The organism is Streptococcus sp. CCH8-C6, from assembly GCF_001557225.1.
GTDB lineage: Bacteria > Bacillota > Bacilli > Lactobacillales > Streptococcaceae > Streptococcus > Streptococcus sanguinis_C.
On record NZ_LSJN01000018.1, the window covers coordinates 24,891 to 42,939 of the forward strand.

At 41.5% G+C, this 18,049-nt stretch carries 15 protein-coding genes; 14 read left to right on the top strand and 1 reads right to left on the bottom strand.

All coding sequences use genetic code 11. The annotated features are described in order from the left end of the window. Positions 1 to 9: 9 nt before the first annotated feature. Positions 10 to 567, top strand: a complete 558-nt coding sequence (lepB, locus tag AX677_RS01030; RefSeq protein WP_060975846.1) for a signal peptidase I — start codon at positions 10 to 12, stop codon at positions 565 to 567. A 78-nt stretch (positions 568 to 645) separates the two neighbouring features. Here lepB and AX677_RS01035 read toward each other — a convergent pair whose 3' ends face one another. After that, on the bottom strand, positions 646 to 1,833 hold the full coding sequence (locus AX677_RS01035) for a cation diffusion facilitator family transporter (RefSeq protein ID WP_060975847.1): 1,188 nt from the start codon (positions 1,831 to 1,833) through the stop codon (positions 646 to 648). A 260-nt stretch (positions 1,834 to 2,093) separates the two neighbouring features. Between AX677_RS01035 and pcrA the strand changes: the two genes are divergently transcribed. From pcrA to AX677_RS01100, 13 genes are all read left to right on the top strand, one after another. Then, entirely contained in the window at positions 2,094 to 4,382 is a 2,289-nt protein-coding gene (gene pcrA / locus AX677_RS01040) for a DNA helicase PcrA (RefSeq protein WP_060975848.1), read from the top strand. Beyond that, positions 4,379 to 4,777 carry an NUDIX pyrophosphatase gene (locus AX677_RS01045; RefSeq protein WP_060975849.1) on the top strand — a complete coding sequence of 133 codons (399 nt, stop codon included), beginning with the start codon at positions 4,379 to 4,381 and terminating at the stop codon, positions 4,775 to 4,777. Before pcrA ends, AX677_RS01045 begins: the two co-directional genes overlap by 4 nt. Before the next feature lie 98 nt (positions 4,778 to 4,875). Continuing rightward, positions 4,876 to 6,156 (top strand): O-acetylhomoserine aminocarboxypropyltransferase/cysteine synthase family protein, encoded by a 1,281-nt coding sequence (locus tag AX677_RS01050; protein WP_060975850.1) that lies wholly within the window; start codon positions 4,876 to 4,878, stop codon positions 6,154 to 6,156. A gap of 98 nt (positions 6,157 to 6,254) precedes the next feature. Continuing rightward, positions 6,255 to 7,181, top strand: coding sequence for a glycosyltransferase family 2 protein (locus AX677_RS01055; RefSeq protein WP_060975851.1), 927 nt, complete (start codon positions 6,255 to 6,257; stop codon positions 7,179 to 7,181). A gap of 54 nt (positions 7,182 to 7,235) precedes the next feature. Then, positions 7,236 to 8,459 carry a hypothetical protein gene (locus AX677_RS01060; protein WP_060975852.1) on the top strand — a complete coding sequence of 408 codons (1,224 nt, stop codon included), beginning with the start codon at positions 7,236 to 7,238 and terminating at the stop codon, positions 8,457 to 8,459. Positions 8,460 to 8,568: 109 nt separating this feature from the next. After that, complete coding sequence (rfbD, locus tag AX677_RS01065; protein WP_060975853.1) at positions 8,569 to 9,423, top strand: dTDP-4-dehydrorhamnose reductase; 855 nt, start codon at positions 8,569 to 8,571, stop codon at positions 9,421 to 9,423. 117 nt (positions 9,424 to 9,540) lie between these two features. Next, positions 9,541 to 10,869, top strand: coding sequence for a lipopolysaccharide biosynthesis protein (locus AX677_RS01070; RefSeq protein ID WP_060975854.1), 1,329 nt, complete (start codon positions 9,541 to 9,543; stop codon positions 10,867 to 10,869). A gap of 6 nt (positions 10,870 to 10,875) precedes the next feature. After that, on the top strand, positions 10,876 to 11,868 hold the full coding sequence (locus tag AX677_RS01075; RefSeq protein ID WP_002899985.1) for a glycosyltransferase family 8 protein: 993 nt from the start codon (positions 10,876 to 10,878) through the stop codon (positions 11,866 to 11,868). Positions 11,869 to 11,904: 36 nt separating this feature from the next. Further along, positions 11,905 to 12,621: a glycosyltransferase family 2 protein gene (locus tag AX677_RS01080; RefSeq protein ID WP_060975855.1), complete on the top strand. Its 717-nt coding sequence runs from the start codon at positions 11,905 to 11,907 to the stop codon at positions 12,619 to 12,621. Beyond that, complete coding sequence (locus AX677_RS01085) at positions 12,621 to 12,980, top strand: DUF2304 domain-containing protein (RefSeq protein ID WP_002895011.1); 360 nt, start codon at positions 12,621 to 12,623, stop codon at positions 12,978 to 12,980. Before AX677_RS01080 ends, AX677_RS01085 begins: the two co-directional genes overlap by 1 nt. Next, entirely contained in the window at positions 12,970 to 13,749 is a 780-nt protein-coding gene (locus tag AX677_RS01090; protein WP_060975856.1) for a glycosyltransferase family 2 protein, read from the top strand. Before AX677_RS01085 ends, AX677_RS01090 begins: the two co-directional genes overlap by 11 nt. Positions 13,750 to 13,773: 24 nt before the next feature. Next, on the top strand, positions 13,774 to 16,755 hold the full coding sequence (locus tag AX677_RS01095) for a rhamnan synthesis F family protein (protein ID WP_060975857.1): 2,982 nt from the start codon (positions 13,774 to 13,776) through the stop codon (positions 16,753 to 16,755). Then, positions 16,742 to 18,049 carry a DUF2142 domain-containing protein gene (locus tag AX677_RS01100; RefSeq protein ID WP_060975858.1) on the top strand — a complete coding sequence of 436 codons (1,308 nt, stop codon included), beginning with the start codon at positions 16,742 to 16,744 and terminating at the stop codon, positions 18,047 to 18,049. The genes AX677_RS01095 and AX677_RS01100 overlap by 14 nt, the downstream gene beginning before the upstream one ends.

Sequence of the window (18,049 nt, forward strand, 5' to 3'; positions counted from 1 at the left end):
GAGAGACTAATGTTAAAGAGAGATTTATTAAGAAATATCATTATTTTTTCAGTACTGGCAGCTATTATTATAGGGCTGAGAGTTTTTATTTATACGCCTTATCGGGTGACGGAGCAAGACAGCAATGCTTACTTGGCAAAGAATGACTTGGTCTTGGCGACGAGAAAGCAAGACATCAAGCGTGGGGATTTTGTCCTCTATGAAGTGGACGGCAAAGACTATGTCGGACGGGTCATTGCCCAGGAAAAGGATCAAGTAACCTATATGGATGATCTTCTTTACCTGAACGGTCAGGTCATGTCGGAAGAATACATTGAGAAAATGCGCGAGAAATATCTAGCTTCAGCAGGAAGTTCGGGTTACTATACTCATGATTTCTCTGTTATGGATTTGAAGGGCTCAAAGTCTGATAAAATTACTAAAGATTCTTATTTGATTCTTAATGATCGACGGGAAAATACGAAGGACAGCCGAGAATTTGGGCTCATCAAAGCCAGTCAAATCAAGGGGGTGGTGGAGTTCCGACTCTCACCGCTGAGTAAATTCGGATTTGTCGAAACGAAGTAACCCACAGTTGCTTTGTTTTTTAAAAAAATCTTTTTAGGAAGAAAATTACTGTTTACAAAAAACAACCAGACAGTCTGTCTAGTTGTTTTTTCGTGTCTCTTGGTGAAAAATATTTTTCCATACTTCGTGGCGGCGCCAGAGGCTGGTATGGATAACACCATCCATTTCATAGCGGATGAGCTTGGTTTTTTGGCTGACAGAGAGCAGTTCAACGTTTTTGATAGGTGTTTTTGAGGCTCTTTCTGCCTGAAACTCAGCTTTGTTTAGCTGTCGACCATCTTGGGAAATATAGAGAAATTCAGCAGACAGAAGTGTATCCAGTTGGCTGCCTTGCTCCACGAGCTGCTCACGCATGAGTAGGTTTGGATAAAGATTGGCCAGCATCTCATCCTCGGGAATGGGAGCGGGCTCAATATGAATATCAATATCAAAGACTCCGAAGCGCTCCATAAGCATATCCTCAACTTGGTCCGCAATCTCATGGCTCTCAAAAACAGACAAATCTGGGTTCATTTCCAAAATAATATCCAGATAGATATTACTGCCATAGGTCCGGCCACGCTGCGACTTGACCTGAGTGATTTTAGGAATTTCCAGTATAGCTTGCTTATAGTCCTGCAGCAAGCTTTCATCAAATCCGTCGGACAGGCTGAAGGAAGATTCCATAAAGATATCATAGGCCGTCTTGAGAATGAAGAAGGTAATGATAATGGCTGCTAGCTTATCAACGATTGGGAAATTGAAGGCGCTGGCAATGATCGCAACTGAAGTGCCGATCGAAGTTACAGCGTCTGACAAGTTGTCCTTGGCTGCGGCATCCAGAGCCTTGGAGTGAGCTTTTTTAGCTAGCGTTTTATTGTAAAAATAAACACCCAACATAATGATTGCCGAGATAATTCCGACCACGGCACCAACTGGGTCAAGCTTGGTTTCTTGATTGGAGATAATCTTCTGAATGGTCTCTATCAAGACATCAAATCCAACGAAAAACATGATAAAAGATGTGATGAGACTGGCCAGATCTTCTATCTTCCAGTGGCCGAAGCGATGGTCACGGTCGGCTGGTTTTCTAGCCATACGCAGGCCAATTAAAACGGCGATATTAGCCACGATATCAGAAACATTGTTGAAGCCATCGGCCGTCAGACTGGAGGACTGGAGAGTTGAGCCTGCGATAATCTTGACCGCGGAGAGAATCAGATAGGTAGCGATGGACAGGATGGCTCCTCTCTCCGCTAGCTTCAGATTGTTACTAGGATTTTTCATGACAGCCTTTCTTTCTAAGTGGGGCAGCAGAATGGAAAAGAGACTTGCGAAAAAATGTCATCTCTGGAAAGATATTCTAAGTCTCATATGGGCATATTATAGCAAAAATAGGCCTGATTATCAATTTGCATCGGGCTTAGGAGGCCTTAGATGACTTTGTCGAAAATCTAATCTAAAATCAGAAATTCCTCTTCTTTCTGGTTTAGCTTCATCAGGATTTTTGTTATAATAGTAGCATTGACTTTGAAAGAGGAAGAAAAATGCATCCTTTATTAAACGGTATGAATGACCGTCAGGCTGAGGCGGTTCAAACAACAGAAGGGCCTTTGCTGATAATGGCGGGGGCTGGTTCGGGTAAGACCCGTGTCCTGACCCATCGCATTGCCTATTTGATTGATGAAAAAATGGTCAATCCATGGAATATCTTAGCCATTACCTTTACCAATAAGGCGGCGCGGGAGATGAGAGAAAGGGCTGAAAAACTTAAAACGGAGGCCCAAGATTGCTTAATCGCTACCTTCCACTCCATGTGTGTGCGCATCCTGCGGCGAGAAGCAGATCATATTGGCTACAACCGCAACTTTACTATCGTGGATCCAGGTGAGCAGCGGACTCTGATGAAACGGATTCTCAAAAATCTCAATCTAGATCCTAAAAAGTGGAATGAGCGCGCCATTCTGGGTACTATTTCCAATGCTAAGAATGACCTGATTGATGAGGTGGCCTATGCAAATCTAGCTGGTGATATGTATACGGAGATTGTGGCCAAGTGCTACACGGCCTATCAAAAGGAATTGCGCCAGTCTGAGGCCATGGACTTTGACGATTTGATCATGTTGACCCTGCGGCTTTTTGACCAAAATCCTGATGTCCTGATCTACTACCAGCAACGCTACCAGTACATCCATGTGGACGAGTATCAGGATACCAATCATGCTCAGTATCAGCTGGTCAAGCTCTTGGCTTCCCGCTTTAAGAATATTTGCGTAGTCGGAGATGCTGACCAGTCTATCTATGGCTGGCGGGGAGCCGATATGCAGAATATCCTGGACTTTGAAAAGGATTATCCAGAAGCTAAGGTAGTTCTGCTAGAGGAAAACTATCGTTCCACCAAGACCATTCTTCAGGCAGCTAATGAAGTCATCCGAAACAACCGCAACCGACGTCCTAAAAATCTCTGGACTCAAAACGAAGACGGTGAGGAAATTGTCTACTATCGGGCTAATGACGAGCAGGATGAGGCTCTTTTTGTCGCCCGAACTATTGATCAGCTGAGCCGAGAAGGATACAGTCATAAGGATTTTGCAGTTCTTTACCGGACCAATGCCCAGTCACGGACGGTGGAGGAAGCCCTGCTCAAGTCCAATATTCCCTATACCATGGTTGGTGGAACCAAGTTCTACAGCCGCAAGGAAATCCGAGATGTTATTTCTTATCTCAATCTCATCGCCAATCCTAGCGATAATATCAGCTATGAGCGCGTAATCAATGAGCCCAAGCGTGGAGTCGGTCCAGGAACGGTGGAGAAAATTCGGGATTTTGCGTCTAGTCAGGAAATGTCTTTACTGGATGCGTCGGCCAATATCCTGCTGTCACCTGTCAAGGGCAAGGCGGCTCAGGCGGTCTATGATTTTGCCAATATGCTTCTTGATTTGCGGGAGCGCTTGGACGACTTTACAGTAACGGAGCTGGTAGAAGCTGTGTTGGAAAAGACAGGTTATGCTGCGGCCTTAGCTGCGCAGGTAACCTTGGAAAGCCAAGCACGGATTGAAAATATCGAAGAATTCCTGTCTGTAACCAAGAATTTTGACGAAAGTCCAGACAATCCTACTGATGAGTCTGGTCTTGATAAGCTCAGCCGTTTTCTCAATGACTTAGCCTTGATCGCAGACACAGATGATGGGGATACGGAGAGTTCCGAAGTGACTCTAATGACCCTCCACGCAGCCAAGGGATTGGAATTTCCGGTCGTCTTTCTGGTTGGTATGGAGGAAAATGTCTTCCCTCTAAGTCGGGCGTCTGAAGATGAGGATGAGTTGGAAGAGGAACGGCGTCTAGCTTACGTTGGCATCACCCGAGCAGAGAAGATTCTCTATCTGACCAATGCTAATTCCCGTATGCTTTATGGTAAAACCAACTATAATCATCCTACACGCTTTTTGAGAGAAATCAGCTCAGACTTGCTAGACTATCAGGGACTGGCTCGACCGTCAAATAGCTCCTTTAAGGTTAGTTATACCAATAGTGATACCAGTCAATTCGGTCAAGGCATGAGTCTGGCCCAGGCCCTGCAAGAACGGAAGCGTCAGGCAGCACCAAGCTCGATTTCTACAGGCAGTCTGCCTTTTGGAAAGAGCGGTCAGAGCCAGCCATCTAAGCCAGAAGTTGCTTGGGCTATTGGAGATATTGCCCACCATAAGAAATGGGGCGATGGGACAGTTCTAGCAGTCTCTGGCAACGGCAATAGCCAAGAGCTCAAGATTAATTTCCCAGAAGTCGGTCTGAAGAAAGTGCTGGCCAGCATAGCACCGATTGAGAAAAAATCATGATGAGGCGGTCGATTGAAGCCTGGATTTATCATCCAGAGGAACGAGAAATCTTGCTCTTGAAAGTTGAGGATGAGAGAGTTTCCTTTTGGCAGCCCATTACTGGTGGGATTGAGAGTGGTGAGAGCCCAGAAGAGGCCTGCCTTCGTGAAATAAGAGAGGAGACAGGCTTGGTCTTAGCTTGTTCAAACCTGACGGCTCTTGGAGATTTCACAGTAAAGATTGATGAAAATCTGACCATCCACAAAAATCTCTTTCTAGTTCTGACAGAGCAGAAAGAAATTCGGATTTCTGATGAGCATGTGGGAGCTCAGTGGATAGCTTTAGACAAAGTTTCGTCGCAGTTGTACTGGCCTAGCAATCAGGCGACTTTTGAGATTATATCTGAGAAGCTATAAGATATAGCTTCTCTTTATTTCTTTTGATAAGGAAATTCTATTAGTCAAGCGAGACGTTTAGTGGTAGACTTATCACATAACTATAGTGAGGTGACCTTATGACACGTGAATTTAAATTTGAAACTCTGCAGCTTCATGCTGGACAGACAGTTGACCCGACTACTAAGTCGCGGGCTCTGCCTATTTACCAGACAACTTCCTATGTGTTTGATGATACTCAGGAGGGAGAAGATCTCTTTGCCCTGCGCAAACCGGGCAATATCTACACTCGGATTACCAATCCGACCCTGTCTGCTTTTGAGGAGCGCATTGCGGCTTTGGAAGGTGGAGTCGGAGCTCTAGCAACAGCTTCTGGTATGGCAGCTGTTACCTACACCATTCTAGCTTTGGCCCATGCTGGCGACCACGTAGTAGCAGCCTCTACCATCTACGGTGGTACCTTTAATCTGCTCAAAGAAACCCTACCTTGCTATGGCATTACCACGACTTTTGTTGATATTGAAAATCTGGCTGAAGTAGAAGCAGCTATTCAGGACAATACAAAGTTGGTTTTGATTGAAAGTTTGGGCAATCCGCTGATTAATATCCCTGACTTTGATGCTTTGGCAGAGCTGGTTCATGCTCATAAAATTCCGCTGATTTCCGACAATACTTTTGCCACTCCTTATCTGATCAATGTTTTTTCTCATGGAGTGGACATTGCGGTACATTCTGCGACCAAGTTTATCGGAGGTCACGGAACCAGCATAGGTGGTGTGATTGTAGACAGCGGTCGTTTTGACTGGGAAGCTTCAGGCAAGTTTCCGCAGTTTGTGGATCCAGATCCAAGCTATCATGATATCAGTTATACGCGCGATGTTGGAGCAGCAGCCTTTGTCACTGCAGTCCGGACTCAGCTCTTGCGCGATACGGGCGCAGCCATGTCACCCTTCAATGCCTTTCTCTTCCTGCAGGGGTTGGAAACTCTCTCTTTGCGTGTAGAACGCCATGTGTCCAATGCAGAGAAGATTGTTGATTTCCTGGTAGGGCATCCTAAGGTTGAGCAGGTCAATTATCCCAAACTTGCTGACAGTCCTTATCATGCTTTGGCTAAAAAATATTTCCCTAAAGGTGTGGGCTCCATCTTTACCTTTAATGTCAAAGGTGGGGAGAAAGAAGCTCGTAAGGTTATTGACAGCCTAGAGATTTTCTCTGACTTGGCCAACGTAGCCGATGCTAAGTCCTTGGTTGTCCATCCAGCTACGACAACTCACGGTCAGATGTCGCCAGAAGATCAGCTGGCAGCAGGTATTACACCAAATCAAATCCGTCTCTCTATCGGCTTGGAAAATGTGGATGACTTGATAGAGGATCTCAAACTAGCCTTGGAATCTATCTAATTTTCAAGGCCTCTAGACAGAGCAAATAAGATTAAAACTAGGTTTTCGCCTAGTTTTTTGTTATAATGAGAGATATTAAAAAATAGCAGGTAATCAAAATGACAATTTCAGTGATTGTTCCGTGCTTCAATGAAGAAGAATCTATTCCTCTGTTTCATGAAGCTATGGAAGCGGTCAAATATCAAATCCGTGACCAGTTTGAATATATTTTTGTCAATGACGGATCGACGGACCGGACCTTGGCTGTTTTGCGAGAGCTCAGTAGTCGCTGTCCAGATGTGCACTATCTGTCCTTTTCTCGTAATTTCGGAAAAGAAGCAGCCCTCTATGCTGGTTTGCAAGAGGCGAGTGGGGATTTTGTGACGGTCATGGATGTGGACTTGCAGGATCCGCCAGAGCTCCTGATTGAGATGAAGGCTTTGCTAGACTCGAATCCTGAGTTGGACTGTGTGGGTACCCGTCGCACTACTCGCGAGGGAGAGCCGCCTATCCGAAGCTTTTTTGCCAATTTGTTCTATAAGCTGATTAACAAGATTAGTCAGGTAGAGATGGTAGATGGTGCGCGTGACTTTCGACTGATGCGCCGCCAGATGGTAGAAGCCATTCTGGAGGTTTCAGAGTACAATCGCTTCTCCAAGGGAATTTTTGCCTGGGTAGGCTTCAATACCGAGTATCTGGAATACAAAAATGTCGAACGGGTAGCTGGTAAGACCTCTTGGAATTTTTGGTCTCTTTTCAACTATTCTTTGGAAGGTATTGTCAATTTCTCTGATGCGCCTCTCAACATTGCCTTTTTAGGGGGTATCCTGTCTTGGATTTTAGCCTTCATCCTGATGGCAGTGATTATTATCCGTACCTTGGTTTTTGGTGACCCGACATCGGGCTGGCCGTCCCTTATGACCGTCATTCTCCTTATCGGAGGCTTCCAGCTGCTGACCATCGGTATCCTAGGCAAATACATCGGCAAAATCTTCATGGAAACCAAGCATCGCCCAATCTATGTGATTAAAGAGAAGAGTAAATGAGTCTTTGAGAGTGTTTTTGAGCTTAAGTGACTCTTATTTAGCTGAGGAGAGATTGTGAAAAATAAAAAAATTAATATTGTCTTATGCTTGTCTTCGTTTATTTATGCGATACAGTTTTACATCAATAATAAAATCACTCCAGTAGGAGACCAAACGGCTTTTTTAGAATACGCTAAGGAATTTCATTACAATTATTTATTCTTTGGGATTGATCGTTATTTTACCTGGAGCAGTAGACTGCTCATTGAGTCAGCCACCTTATTATTTTCCGTTCACGAAAAGCTGTCTATAGCAGCAGCCTTTCTGGCAACTTTGCTTTTGGTCTATGCTTTAAGGAAGCTGACCCCTTCCTTACCTTGGCTGCCAGCTTTACTTATTTTTATATTCCTTCCGGCGACGGAATTTTTAAGCGCGGGCTCTATTCCGACCTATGTCAATTACATTTTCCCGGCTTCCTTGTTGCTTTTCGCACTTTTTTTCAGAGAATCTAAAAATATTTGGATTAATATGGCTAGCCTTTTGTGCTTTTTAGTTGCTATCATGCAAGAACAATTAGCTGTCTACGCTTTTTTGTGGCTTCTGTTTGAAACTGTTCTTGCGAAAAAAAATAAAAACCCTTTACTGGGTAATCTATGCTATTTGGCACTAAGCGCTTTAGGAATCATATCAGCCAAGCTGTCTCCGGGGAATGCTCTGCGTTTGGAGAAGAACATTGTCAGTTGGTTCCCAAACTTTCCTAACTGGAATATCTATCAAAAGCTTGGGCTGGGCTTTCTGGAGACAGGGGATAATATGCTTTCCACGTCCTTTGCCTTTGTGATGGTCTTCTTGCTTGTGCTCTTTGTCTATGCTCTTCATAAGAAAAATGTAACAGCCATAGCTCTGAGCGGTTTTGTCTTACTCAATATTTTTTCACAAAAAATGGGCTGGAATACTATTTTTGGTACCTTAACAGGTATCAGTAAAGCAGCCAGAGAATCAGGGACATTTTCTTTTAATATCACGTATATGAGCGCAGTAGCCTTTTATGGCTTGCTGCTATTAATGATTCTTTACGCTTTGTGGCTTGTAGTTTCTGACTGTAAAGAAAAAATATGGCTGCCCTATTTATTTGTAATTGGCTTTATTGGCCGCATGGTTATTTCATTATCTCCAACTCTCTACGCTTCAAGCACTCGAACCTTTTTGCCTCTGATGATAAGTCTATTCATTATTACTTGCAGATTGTTGTATCACTTGTATACAGAGTATCAAAAGCGGCAAGAAGCTCTTCTCTAGATCATACTAGGAAGTATATTTTCCGATAGGGATTCGACCAAGCAGATTTTTTCTGCTTTTTTTGTTATAATAAACTCATTGAATGTTTATGATGTGAAAGGAAAGACAAATGATTTTAATTACAGGTGCGAACGGACAGCTGGGTACAGAGCTTCGCTATCTTTTGGATGAGCGCAATGAGGAGTATGTGGCTGTTGATGTGTCGGAAATGGATATCACCAATGCCCAAATGGTGGACAAGGTCTTTGCGGAAGTCAAGCCAAGCTTGGTCTATCACTGTGCAGCCTATACCGCAGTTGATGCTGCTGAGGACGAAGGAAAAGAGCTGGACTACGCCATCAATGTGACCGGTACCGAAAATGTGGCAAAAGCTGCAGAAGCACACGGAGCAACCTTGGTCTACATCTCAACAGACTATGTCTTTGACGGACAAAAGCCTGTCGGTGAGGAGTGGGAAGTAGATGACCGGCCGGATCCGCAGACTGAGTATGGCCGTACCAAGCGCATGGGTGAGGAGCTGGTTGAGAAATATTCCAGCCGTTTCTATATTATCCGTACTGCCTGGGTCTTTGGTAACTATGGCAAGAACTTTGTTTTTACTATGCAAAATCTTGCCAAGACACATAAAACTTTGACCGTAGTAAACGACCAACATGGCCGTCCGACATGGACTCGTACGCTGGCTGAATTTATGACTCATCTGGCTGAAAACCAAAAGGAATTTGGTTACTACCATCTGTCTAATGACGCTGCAGAGGACACCACTTGGTATGACTTTGCAGTGGAAATTCTTAAAGATACAGATGTGGAAGTCCAACCGGTTGATTCCAGCAAGTTCCCAGCCAAGGCTAAGCGGCCTTTCAACTCAACTATGAGCCTGGTCAAGGCCAAGGCTACAGGCTTTGTCATTCCGACTTGGCAGGATGCCTTAAAAGAATTTTACAAGCAGGAAAAGAAGCAGTAATTGGCTATATAAAGAAGGACATAGTTGTCCTTTTTTTATTGGCTGATTAATGCCCTATTTTCACTTTTCACTGAAAGTATAGTATAATAAGAAATAGAATACATTTGGAGAAGAAAAATGCCCTCAAAATCAGGATCATCACCTTATGCTAAAAATAATGACGGTAATAAAGAAATAGAAAAAATAATCTCAAAAGAAGGACTGAAAAATAACTATATATGGAACATGTTGGGGACAGTCTCATCTTCATTGATATCAGTCGTCTTGCTTCTACTAGCTTCTAGATTTCTAGATTCAAGAGATTCTGATATTTTTAGTATTGCTTATGCTCTTGGTCAGCAGTTTTTTGTTCTAGGTTATTTTCAAGTTAGAAATCTGCAATCTACGGATGTAAAAGAAAGATACCAATTTGCTTCTTATCATAACACGAGACTTTTTACGGTCTTTTTGATGATTTTTACATCGTTTATCTATACTCTATGGCAAGGGTATGATATTTACAAATCTAGTATTATTTTATTGCTTGTTGTTTATCGGGCTATAGATGCATATTCAGATGTTTTTCAAGGATTATTTCAGCAAAAAAATAGATCAGACTTAGCTGGAAAGGTGCAATTCTATAGGAGCTGGATTTGCATGTTAATATTTGCGATAGTCCTGTTGCTTACAAAATCATTGATGGTAGCTAGTATTGTTATTTGCTGTGCGAATTTTATTCTGACCTTCCCCTTAGATTTCAGAAACTGTAGATTATATTTTTCTCAGGAAAAGTTTTCTCCTAAACTCCATGATGACAGAAAAAATGTGTATTCTATTTTGAAAAATAGTTTCCCTTTGTTTTTAAATGGATTTTTGCTAACGTATATCTATAACGAGCCCAAAATTGATATTGACTACCTTTTGACAAATGGCTATTTTCCATCTGGGATTCAAAGAGATTTTAATGTTCTATTCATGCCTGTCTTTGTTCTATCCCTTTTATTCTTTGTCCTGAGACCGTTGACTACACAGCTTTCCATTTATTGGAATGAAAAGAAATTTACACTATTTTTCAAACAGGTCAATACTCTAAATCTAGTAATGACTGTTTTAGGACTCGTTATTGTTATTTTGGGTTATCTGATTGGTACAGAAGTTCTTAGTGCTGTCTATGGTATCCAATTACAGGAGTATAAACTTCCTTTCACAATATTACTTATAGGCGGTATTTTGAATGTTTTTGCTCTAGTGGTTGATATCATTATGACCATCTTTAGAAAACAGCATTATCTGATGATAGCCTATTTATTGGCATTTGCTGTTTCAAAATTTATTACTTTACCATTTATTCGCGATCAAAAATTGCTGGGAGCTGCTAATTCCTTTTTAATCTCCATGTGCGTCTTTTATGCAACAAGTCTGATTATTTATGGCGTTGCTAAAAATCAGGAAAAAAGAAAGAAGTAGAATTCTATGAATATCTTATTTACATTAAATGATGCGTTTGTACCTCAAGTTGCAACCTGTATGTGTTCTATATTTGAGAATAATAAATCTGCAGAGAATATTACAGTATATTTAATTGGCGAGAGGATAAACCAAGAGAATCAAGACAAATTAAAAGGATTCGCTAAAAGTTACGATAGAAAAGTTTGTATTATTTCTATAAATAATATCGCAGACTATATTGACTTTGATTTTGATACAAACGGTTGGTCTTCAATTATTTTGGCACGTCTTTTTTTAGATAAACTTCTTCCACAAGAAGTTGATAGGATCTTATATCTCGATGGAGATACACTAGTTCTAGAAGATATAGGTTCACTTTTTTATAGCGACTTGGGAGATAAGGTAATAGGTATGTGTCCCGAACCAACTGTGGATAAGTCAAGAAAGGAATTTCTAGCTTTGAAAGAGCACCCCTATCATAATTCGGGTGTCCTATTGATTGATCTAAAAAAATGGCGTAAGGAAGAGATTGGTAAAAAGGTTATAGAATTTTACCAATTTCACGAAGGAAAGCTATTCGCACCAGACCAAGATGCCTTAAATGGAGCCTTGAAAGAGCAAATTTTTACTTTGCCAATTTCCTTTAATTATTTTAATATTTATGATGTTTATCCTTATAAAACGTTGAGTGAATTAAGTAAGCCAACTAAGTTTATATCACAGGAAGATTTTAATCATTTTCGGAAAGCACCTACAATTATTCACTATCTTGGTGAAGAGAGACCTTGGCGGAAGGGGAATACACATAGATTTAAAAAGGAGTATCTCCATTATCTCCACAAAACTCCATGGAAGGATACACCAATGGAAGAAGGTTGGCAGCTGTATTTTGTTTGTTTTAGAATCTTTAATATTGTTATGAAGCCTTTTCCAATGCTAAGATATAAGATTATCAATTCCCTAATCCCGAGCTTTATGAAATATAGAAAAAAACAGTTACAGAAAAACAAAAAATAATGTGATGACATGTTATAGAAAGAATAGATTAAATTAATGAAAGTTTTAATGATAATTCCTGCTTATAATGAGGAAGAAAGTATTTTAAATACGGTTATGAGCATTGTAGAATATCGGAAGAAAGTTGATTTTGACTTAGACTACGTAGTTATCAATGATGGGTCAGTTGATAGAACCAAGGATATTTTGGACAGCCATCATCTGAATGCTATTCATTTGGTTATGAATTTAGGGATTGGCGGAGCTGTTCAGACGGGTTATAAGTATGCTCTTGAGAAGGATTATGATGTGGCCGTACAGTTTGATGGAGATGGTCAGCATGATATTGAGTCGCTGGATGCTTTGCTGGAGCCTATTCGTCGTCAGCAGGCTGATTTGGTTGTTGGTTCTCGTTTTATCGGTGACAAGTCTTCGGAATTTCAGACGACTTTTATGCGGCGTTTTGGCATTACCATTATTTCAGCTTTTATTAAATTAACAACAGGCAAAAGGATTCTGGATACCACATCAGGCTATCGTTTGGCCAATCGATACATTATTCGACAATTCGCTGCGCGCTATCCTATCAAGTATCCTGAGCCAGAATCAATCGTCCATATCTTGAAGCGGAAATATAAAGTGGTGGAAGCACCGGCCAATATGTTTGAACGTGCAGGAGGAGTCTCTTCGATTACTCCGATTAGGTCCATTCGCTATATGATTGAAGTTTGCTCTTCGATCTTGATTGCTGCTTTTATGAAAGAGAGTGAATAATGTCCATTTTGTCTATTGTTATGCTGGTGGCTTCAGTCCTATTCCTGTATTTTGTCTTTCGGAATATCAATCAAAACAATATTTTATTTGAGCAAGCCTTTATGTGGATTATTATTGGCTTCGTTCTGATTGTTATTTCTATTTTTGATTGGATTCCCGTTTCGATTGCCAAATTGTTAGGTTTTGAGTTGACCTCAAACTTTGTCATGTCCTTGGCCATCTTTTTCCTGCTGGTTATTGTTTTTTTACATACTATTTCCATTTCCAAACAAAAGGAGCAAATCAAGCAGTTGGTGCAAGAACTGTCCATCATGAAGCAAAGAATGTCAAAGTTAGAGAGTAAAAAAGATGAAAAATAACCATACCTGGGTGATTTGCGCCTATGGCGAAAGTGAATTTTTAGAAGCTTGTATCCTGTCTTTGCAAGCTCAAACCTTGCCATCAAAGATTATCTGCTATAGCTCAACACCGTTGGATTCAATCAAGCAGCTGTGCCAGAAGTACGGTATTCCTTTTTATACGAAAGAAGGAGGCGGTATCGGTAAGGACTGGAACAATGCCCTTTCCTTTGTTGAGACTTCTTATGCTACCATTGCCCACCAGGATGACTACTATGAGCCAACTTATCTAGAAGCAGTGATGCAGAAGATAGAGCAGTCTAAGGACATTCTCATTGCCTATACAGACTACTTTGAAGAGAAAAATGGAGTCAAAATTCCGGCTAATACCAATCTGAAAATCAAGACTCTCATGCTTAAAACCTTGAATCTGATGCCATCCAGTCGTTTTTGGAGAAATCGGGTTCTAGCTTTTGGCAATCCCATTTCCTGTCCGGCGGTGACTTACAACTTAGAGACATTAAGGGATTTTCGATTTGATGAGGAAATGCGCGTGAGTCTGGATTGGTACGCTTGGTACAAGATTAGCGCCTATAAGGGTCGCTTTGCTTATATTTCTGAGAAGCTTATGTGCCACCGGATTCATGGAGAGTCGGAAACAACCAAGACTATTTCAGATAATACTCGGACCAAAGAGGACTTGTTTATGTATCAACTTTTCTGGCCAAAGTGGGTGGCTAATCTGATAAATAGAGCATACATGAAGAGTCAAGATGCTAACTCAAACTAATAGAGTTATTTACAAGGAAAGTATATGAAAGATTTAATATCTGTTGTTGTAACTTGTTACAACCATCAAGATTATATTGAACAGTGTTTGCGCAGTATTTTTGCTCAGACCTATCGAAATATTGAGTTACTGGTATTGGATGATGGCTCCTCTGACTATTCTGCTGAAATCATAGAGGCTGTCTTGGCGGATTCCCCTTTTCCGACTCAGTTTGAAAGCCACGAAAATATGGGGGTTGTCAAGACAAGAAACAAGGCTTTGCAGCAAATTCAAGGCACTTATTTTATTTTTGTGGATAGTGACGATTTTCTGGATTCAGACTATGTTGAGAGCTTCTACACAACCATGGTGCAAGAGGAAGCAGATATTGTCTATGGGGATTTGTATGATCCTGATAAAAAGGAGTTTTACCTTAAATCACGGCCCTATGACAAGCTAGCTTTCTTAACAGAGAATTATATTTCCAACTGTTCCCTCATTCGTCGTTCGGTTGCTGATGGTATTTATTATGATGAAGCGCTGAATCGTGAAAAACTGGAGGACTATGATTTCCTTTTAAACTTAATTATCAATCAAGGAGCGAGACCAGTTTATGATGCAAAAACAAAGCTGAATTACCGGGTCTTTGATAAGGAATCAATCTCTAAACGGGATTCTACGAGATATCATTACGAAATGTATCTGAAAATCTTGCGTAAGTATGTGAGAAAGATACCAGATGAAATATATCAAGCTTTGGGCAAGAACATATTTACTCTGGAAGGCCGTTTGGATGAACTGATTCAGCATATGGATAAAGTGAACGACTATGTTCTTGAACTGCAGGAGGATCAGCGACAGTTACATAAAAATCTAGATTCTCTGAAATCCAGACTGAGAACGATAAAGGAACAGCGAGATGAGGCTATTCAGGAGCAGTTTCGTATTCGCCGATCTATTTCCTATCGGCTGGGGAATGGTGTGATTACCCCATTGAAACGTCTGGCTCGATTAGTCAAAAATCCTCGCAGTATCAAAGCTGTTTTAAGTCGGATTAAGCAACAGTTGATTCGTCTAAAACGTCAAGTTAAGTCTCCTAAAGTTTATTATTATCAATGGCTGCGGAACTCTCAAAGGGAAAAAGCTCTTGCTTCAGTTTCAAGCGGCGAAAAAGTCTTAATTTATGTCATTTTTGAATCCGAGCCTCGCTTGCAGCAGTATAAGGTTATCTTTTTAGAAAAATTAGCAACCTTGGCTGATAAGACTCTCATCGTCGTTAACGGCGGACTGGCTGCAGAGGATTTAGAAACTTTAGAGCAGTATGGGCAAGTCTTGGTGCGGGATAATACCGGCTATGATACAGCAGCTTTTCGTGAAGGCATTCTTTCCTTAGGAAAGGAAAAGCTGCAGCATTGCTCTCAGCTGATGCTCGTCAATGACACCAATATCGGCCCTATGAGTGATTTGACGGCTGTCTTTCAAACTATGGCTGGCAGAAATCTTGACTTTTGGGGGATTTCCTATGGTGAGACCCAGGAAGATATCACTGGTTTTAACCGCTATGGTTACATTCCCAACCACCTACAGTCTTATTTTTTGGTGATTGAGCCTTTGCTGCTTCAGTCCGAAGAATTCTACGACTATTGGCAAGTGCTGACTGACACGGATTCACGGGAAGAAGCTATCGGAAAGCATGAAACGACTTTTACCAAGTACTTTGCTGACTTGGGCTATCGCTACGATGCCTTGGTTCACGAAAATCAGGATTCGGCTATGTATATTCATCCATTAAGGATGTTAAAGGCGGGTAGTCCTCTGATTAAGTACACTTCTTTGAAGAATTATGATGATCAGCAGTTTTTATGGCAAGGTTTGGAAAGAGAGTCAGAGGTTCCTGATGTATTGGACTATGTCCGGGAGAAGACAGACTACCCAGTGGAGATTCTTAAGAACATCGTTCAAAAATTCAAAGATGTGCCTCGTGATCAATATCTTCTCATCATTGACGGTGTAGAGAATATCATTCCACAGTGTACGCGCTACCGTGTGCTCAATAAGGCAGAGCAGCTTAGAAAAAATGGCTTTGCTGTGAAAGTGGTCAATGCGTCTAAGTTTAGTCTGGCTCAGGCCCAGTATGCCAGCCACATCATTATCTACCGCGCTCCTTGGTCCGCTCAACTCCAGCTTTTATGTGATTTGGCTCGGGAGGAGCATAAGCCAGTTTATTTTGATATTGATGATTTGGTCTTTGATACCCTTTATACCGACCAGCTAAGCTATACCCAAGGCTTGTCTGAGAAGGAAAAGGGCAATTACGATGCTGGTGTCAAGAATTACGGGAAAATGTTGGCGGCTTGTGATGGGGCGATTACCTCTACGAATCAGCTAAAAGAGGAATTGCTCAAATACAAGGATACAGTTCTGCTGAATCGTAATCTGGCGTCCAGCGAATTGATTGCGGTTAGCTCGCAGTTTTTGAAGGAAGACTTTGGTGCAGACGACAGAATCAAAATCGGTTATTTCTCTGGTTCTATCAGCCACAATGAAAATTTTGAGCTCATCAAGCCGGCTATCAAAGAATTGCTAGACAACTACCCAACTGTGGAGCTTCATATTGTAGGGCACTTGGATATCCCGCAGGATATGAAACAATATTCGCAGCGTATTATCGTCCATGACTATGTGGACTGGAAGGCCTTGCCTCAGTTGATTAGCCAGGTTGATATTAATCTAGCTCCGCTGGTTGACTCAGTCTTTAATCGGGCCAAGTCAGAAATCAAGTGGATAGAAGCAGCTCTAGTCAAGGTGCCAACGATTGCCAGTCATATCGGTGCTTTTTCTGATATGATGATTGACGGTCAGACTGGACTTTTGGCTAAAGATGGTGAATGGAAAGAAAAGCTGGAAAGCCTGATTCTTTCTACGGATTTACGCAGAGAACTGGCGGAGAATGCCTACGCTTTTGTATTAGAAAATTGCAGTTTAGATAAAAAAGATGAAATGGTGACTTATTTTGAAAAGAAATAAAGAAGTAAAAGTTGAGAATATTTTCTTGCTGCTGGCAAGTATCTTTGTCTTGACTTTTATGATTGCACAGCCGATTAATCGAGTGCCTGATGAGACCAATCATGCTCGTATGACATGGGAAATCTTCCATAAACCGACCAATCGAACATATAAATGGATGGACAAAATCCCATCTACTCCGAATGTTTCGCCGGCAGAGTACAAGCAGCTGTTCTCAGAGAAGATAGATCTGGCGCAAGAAGAGTTTGCCTTTGGCTTTAATCTCAAGGCTGTCTCTTTCCTGCCTCAGCTGCTAGGTATGACCTTAGGAAGCTTGCTTTATCCGTCAGTAGGCTTCATCGTGATAATGGGGCGGTTCTTTAATGCCTTAGCATACATCATCGGGGTTTATCTGCTGATTAAATACTTCAAATATGGCAAAAAAGCTCTGCTTTTCCTATCTCTTTTGCCTATTATGGTTCAGCAGGCAGCTTCTCTGTCTTATGATGTGATGAGCTATCTGGAGATTATGCTGGCGGTTGGCTTTTTGACCAATATTGCCTACCATAAGAAATTCACTAATAGAAATGTACTGGAGCTTTTGGTGATTTCTATAGGCCTCTTTGTTACCAAACCGAATAATGTCCTTTTATTAGGCTTGCTACCTTTTGTTCATTTTGAGTTTGAAGGATTCCTTGCGGTTCTGAACAAGCCTTTTGTTGCAACCAAAGCTTTTGTAGCTCGTTATCGCATTATCTTTTATATACTTGGCTTTGCAGCTTTCTTTCTTGCCCTGCATTTGGCATTTCGCAATCAGGGAGGGCTCTTGCACTATGGCCAAGTCTTGCTGAATACGCTCTTTAAGCAAAGTGTTAATGGCGACTTGAATACGATTTTGACAATTGGTATGTTTGGCTTTTTGGGGAATTTTACTATCCAGCTGCCGCTTTGGCTGATTTTTATTGATGTGGCAGTTTTGGCGCTTATCTTTTTGCAGTCGCAGAAAGATTTTATGACCAAGAGCTATACAGTCATGTCGCGTTATCTGTTTCTGGTTCAAGTGATTGCTGTTGTGTCGATTATGTATCTGCAGTGGACGCCCATCGTCCTAGGTAAAAATGCCATGATATCAGTTGGTGCTCAGGGACGTTATTTTACACCCTTCTTGATCTTACTGCTACCAACTGTTGCTAATTTAGGAACCTTGGACATTAAAGACAGGGTAGTGAATCGAATGATGGTTGGGACTCTGGTAGCTAACTTCTTGGTTTCCCTCTACTTGATGGTGCCCTTTTATTGGAATATATTAGGATAA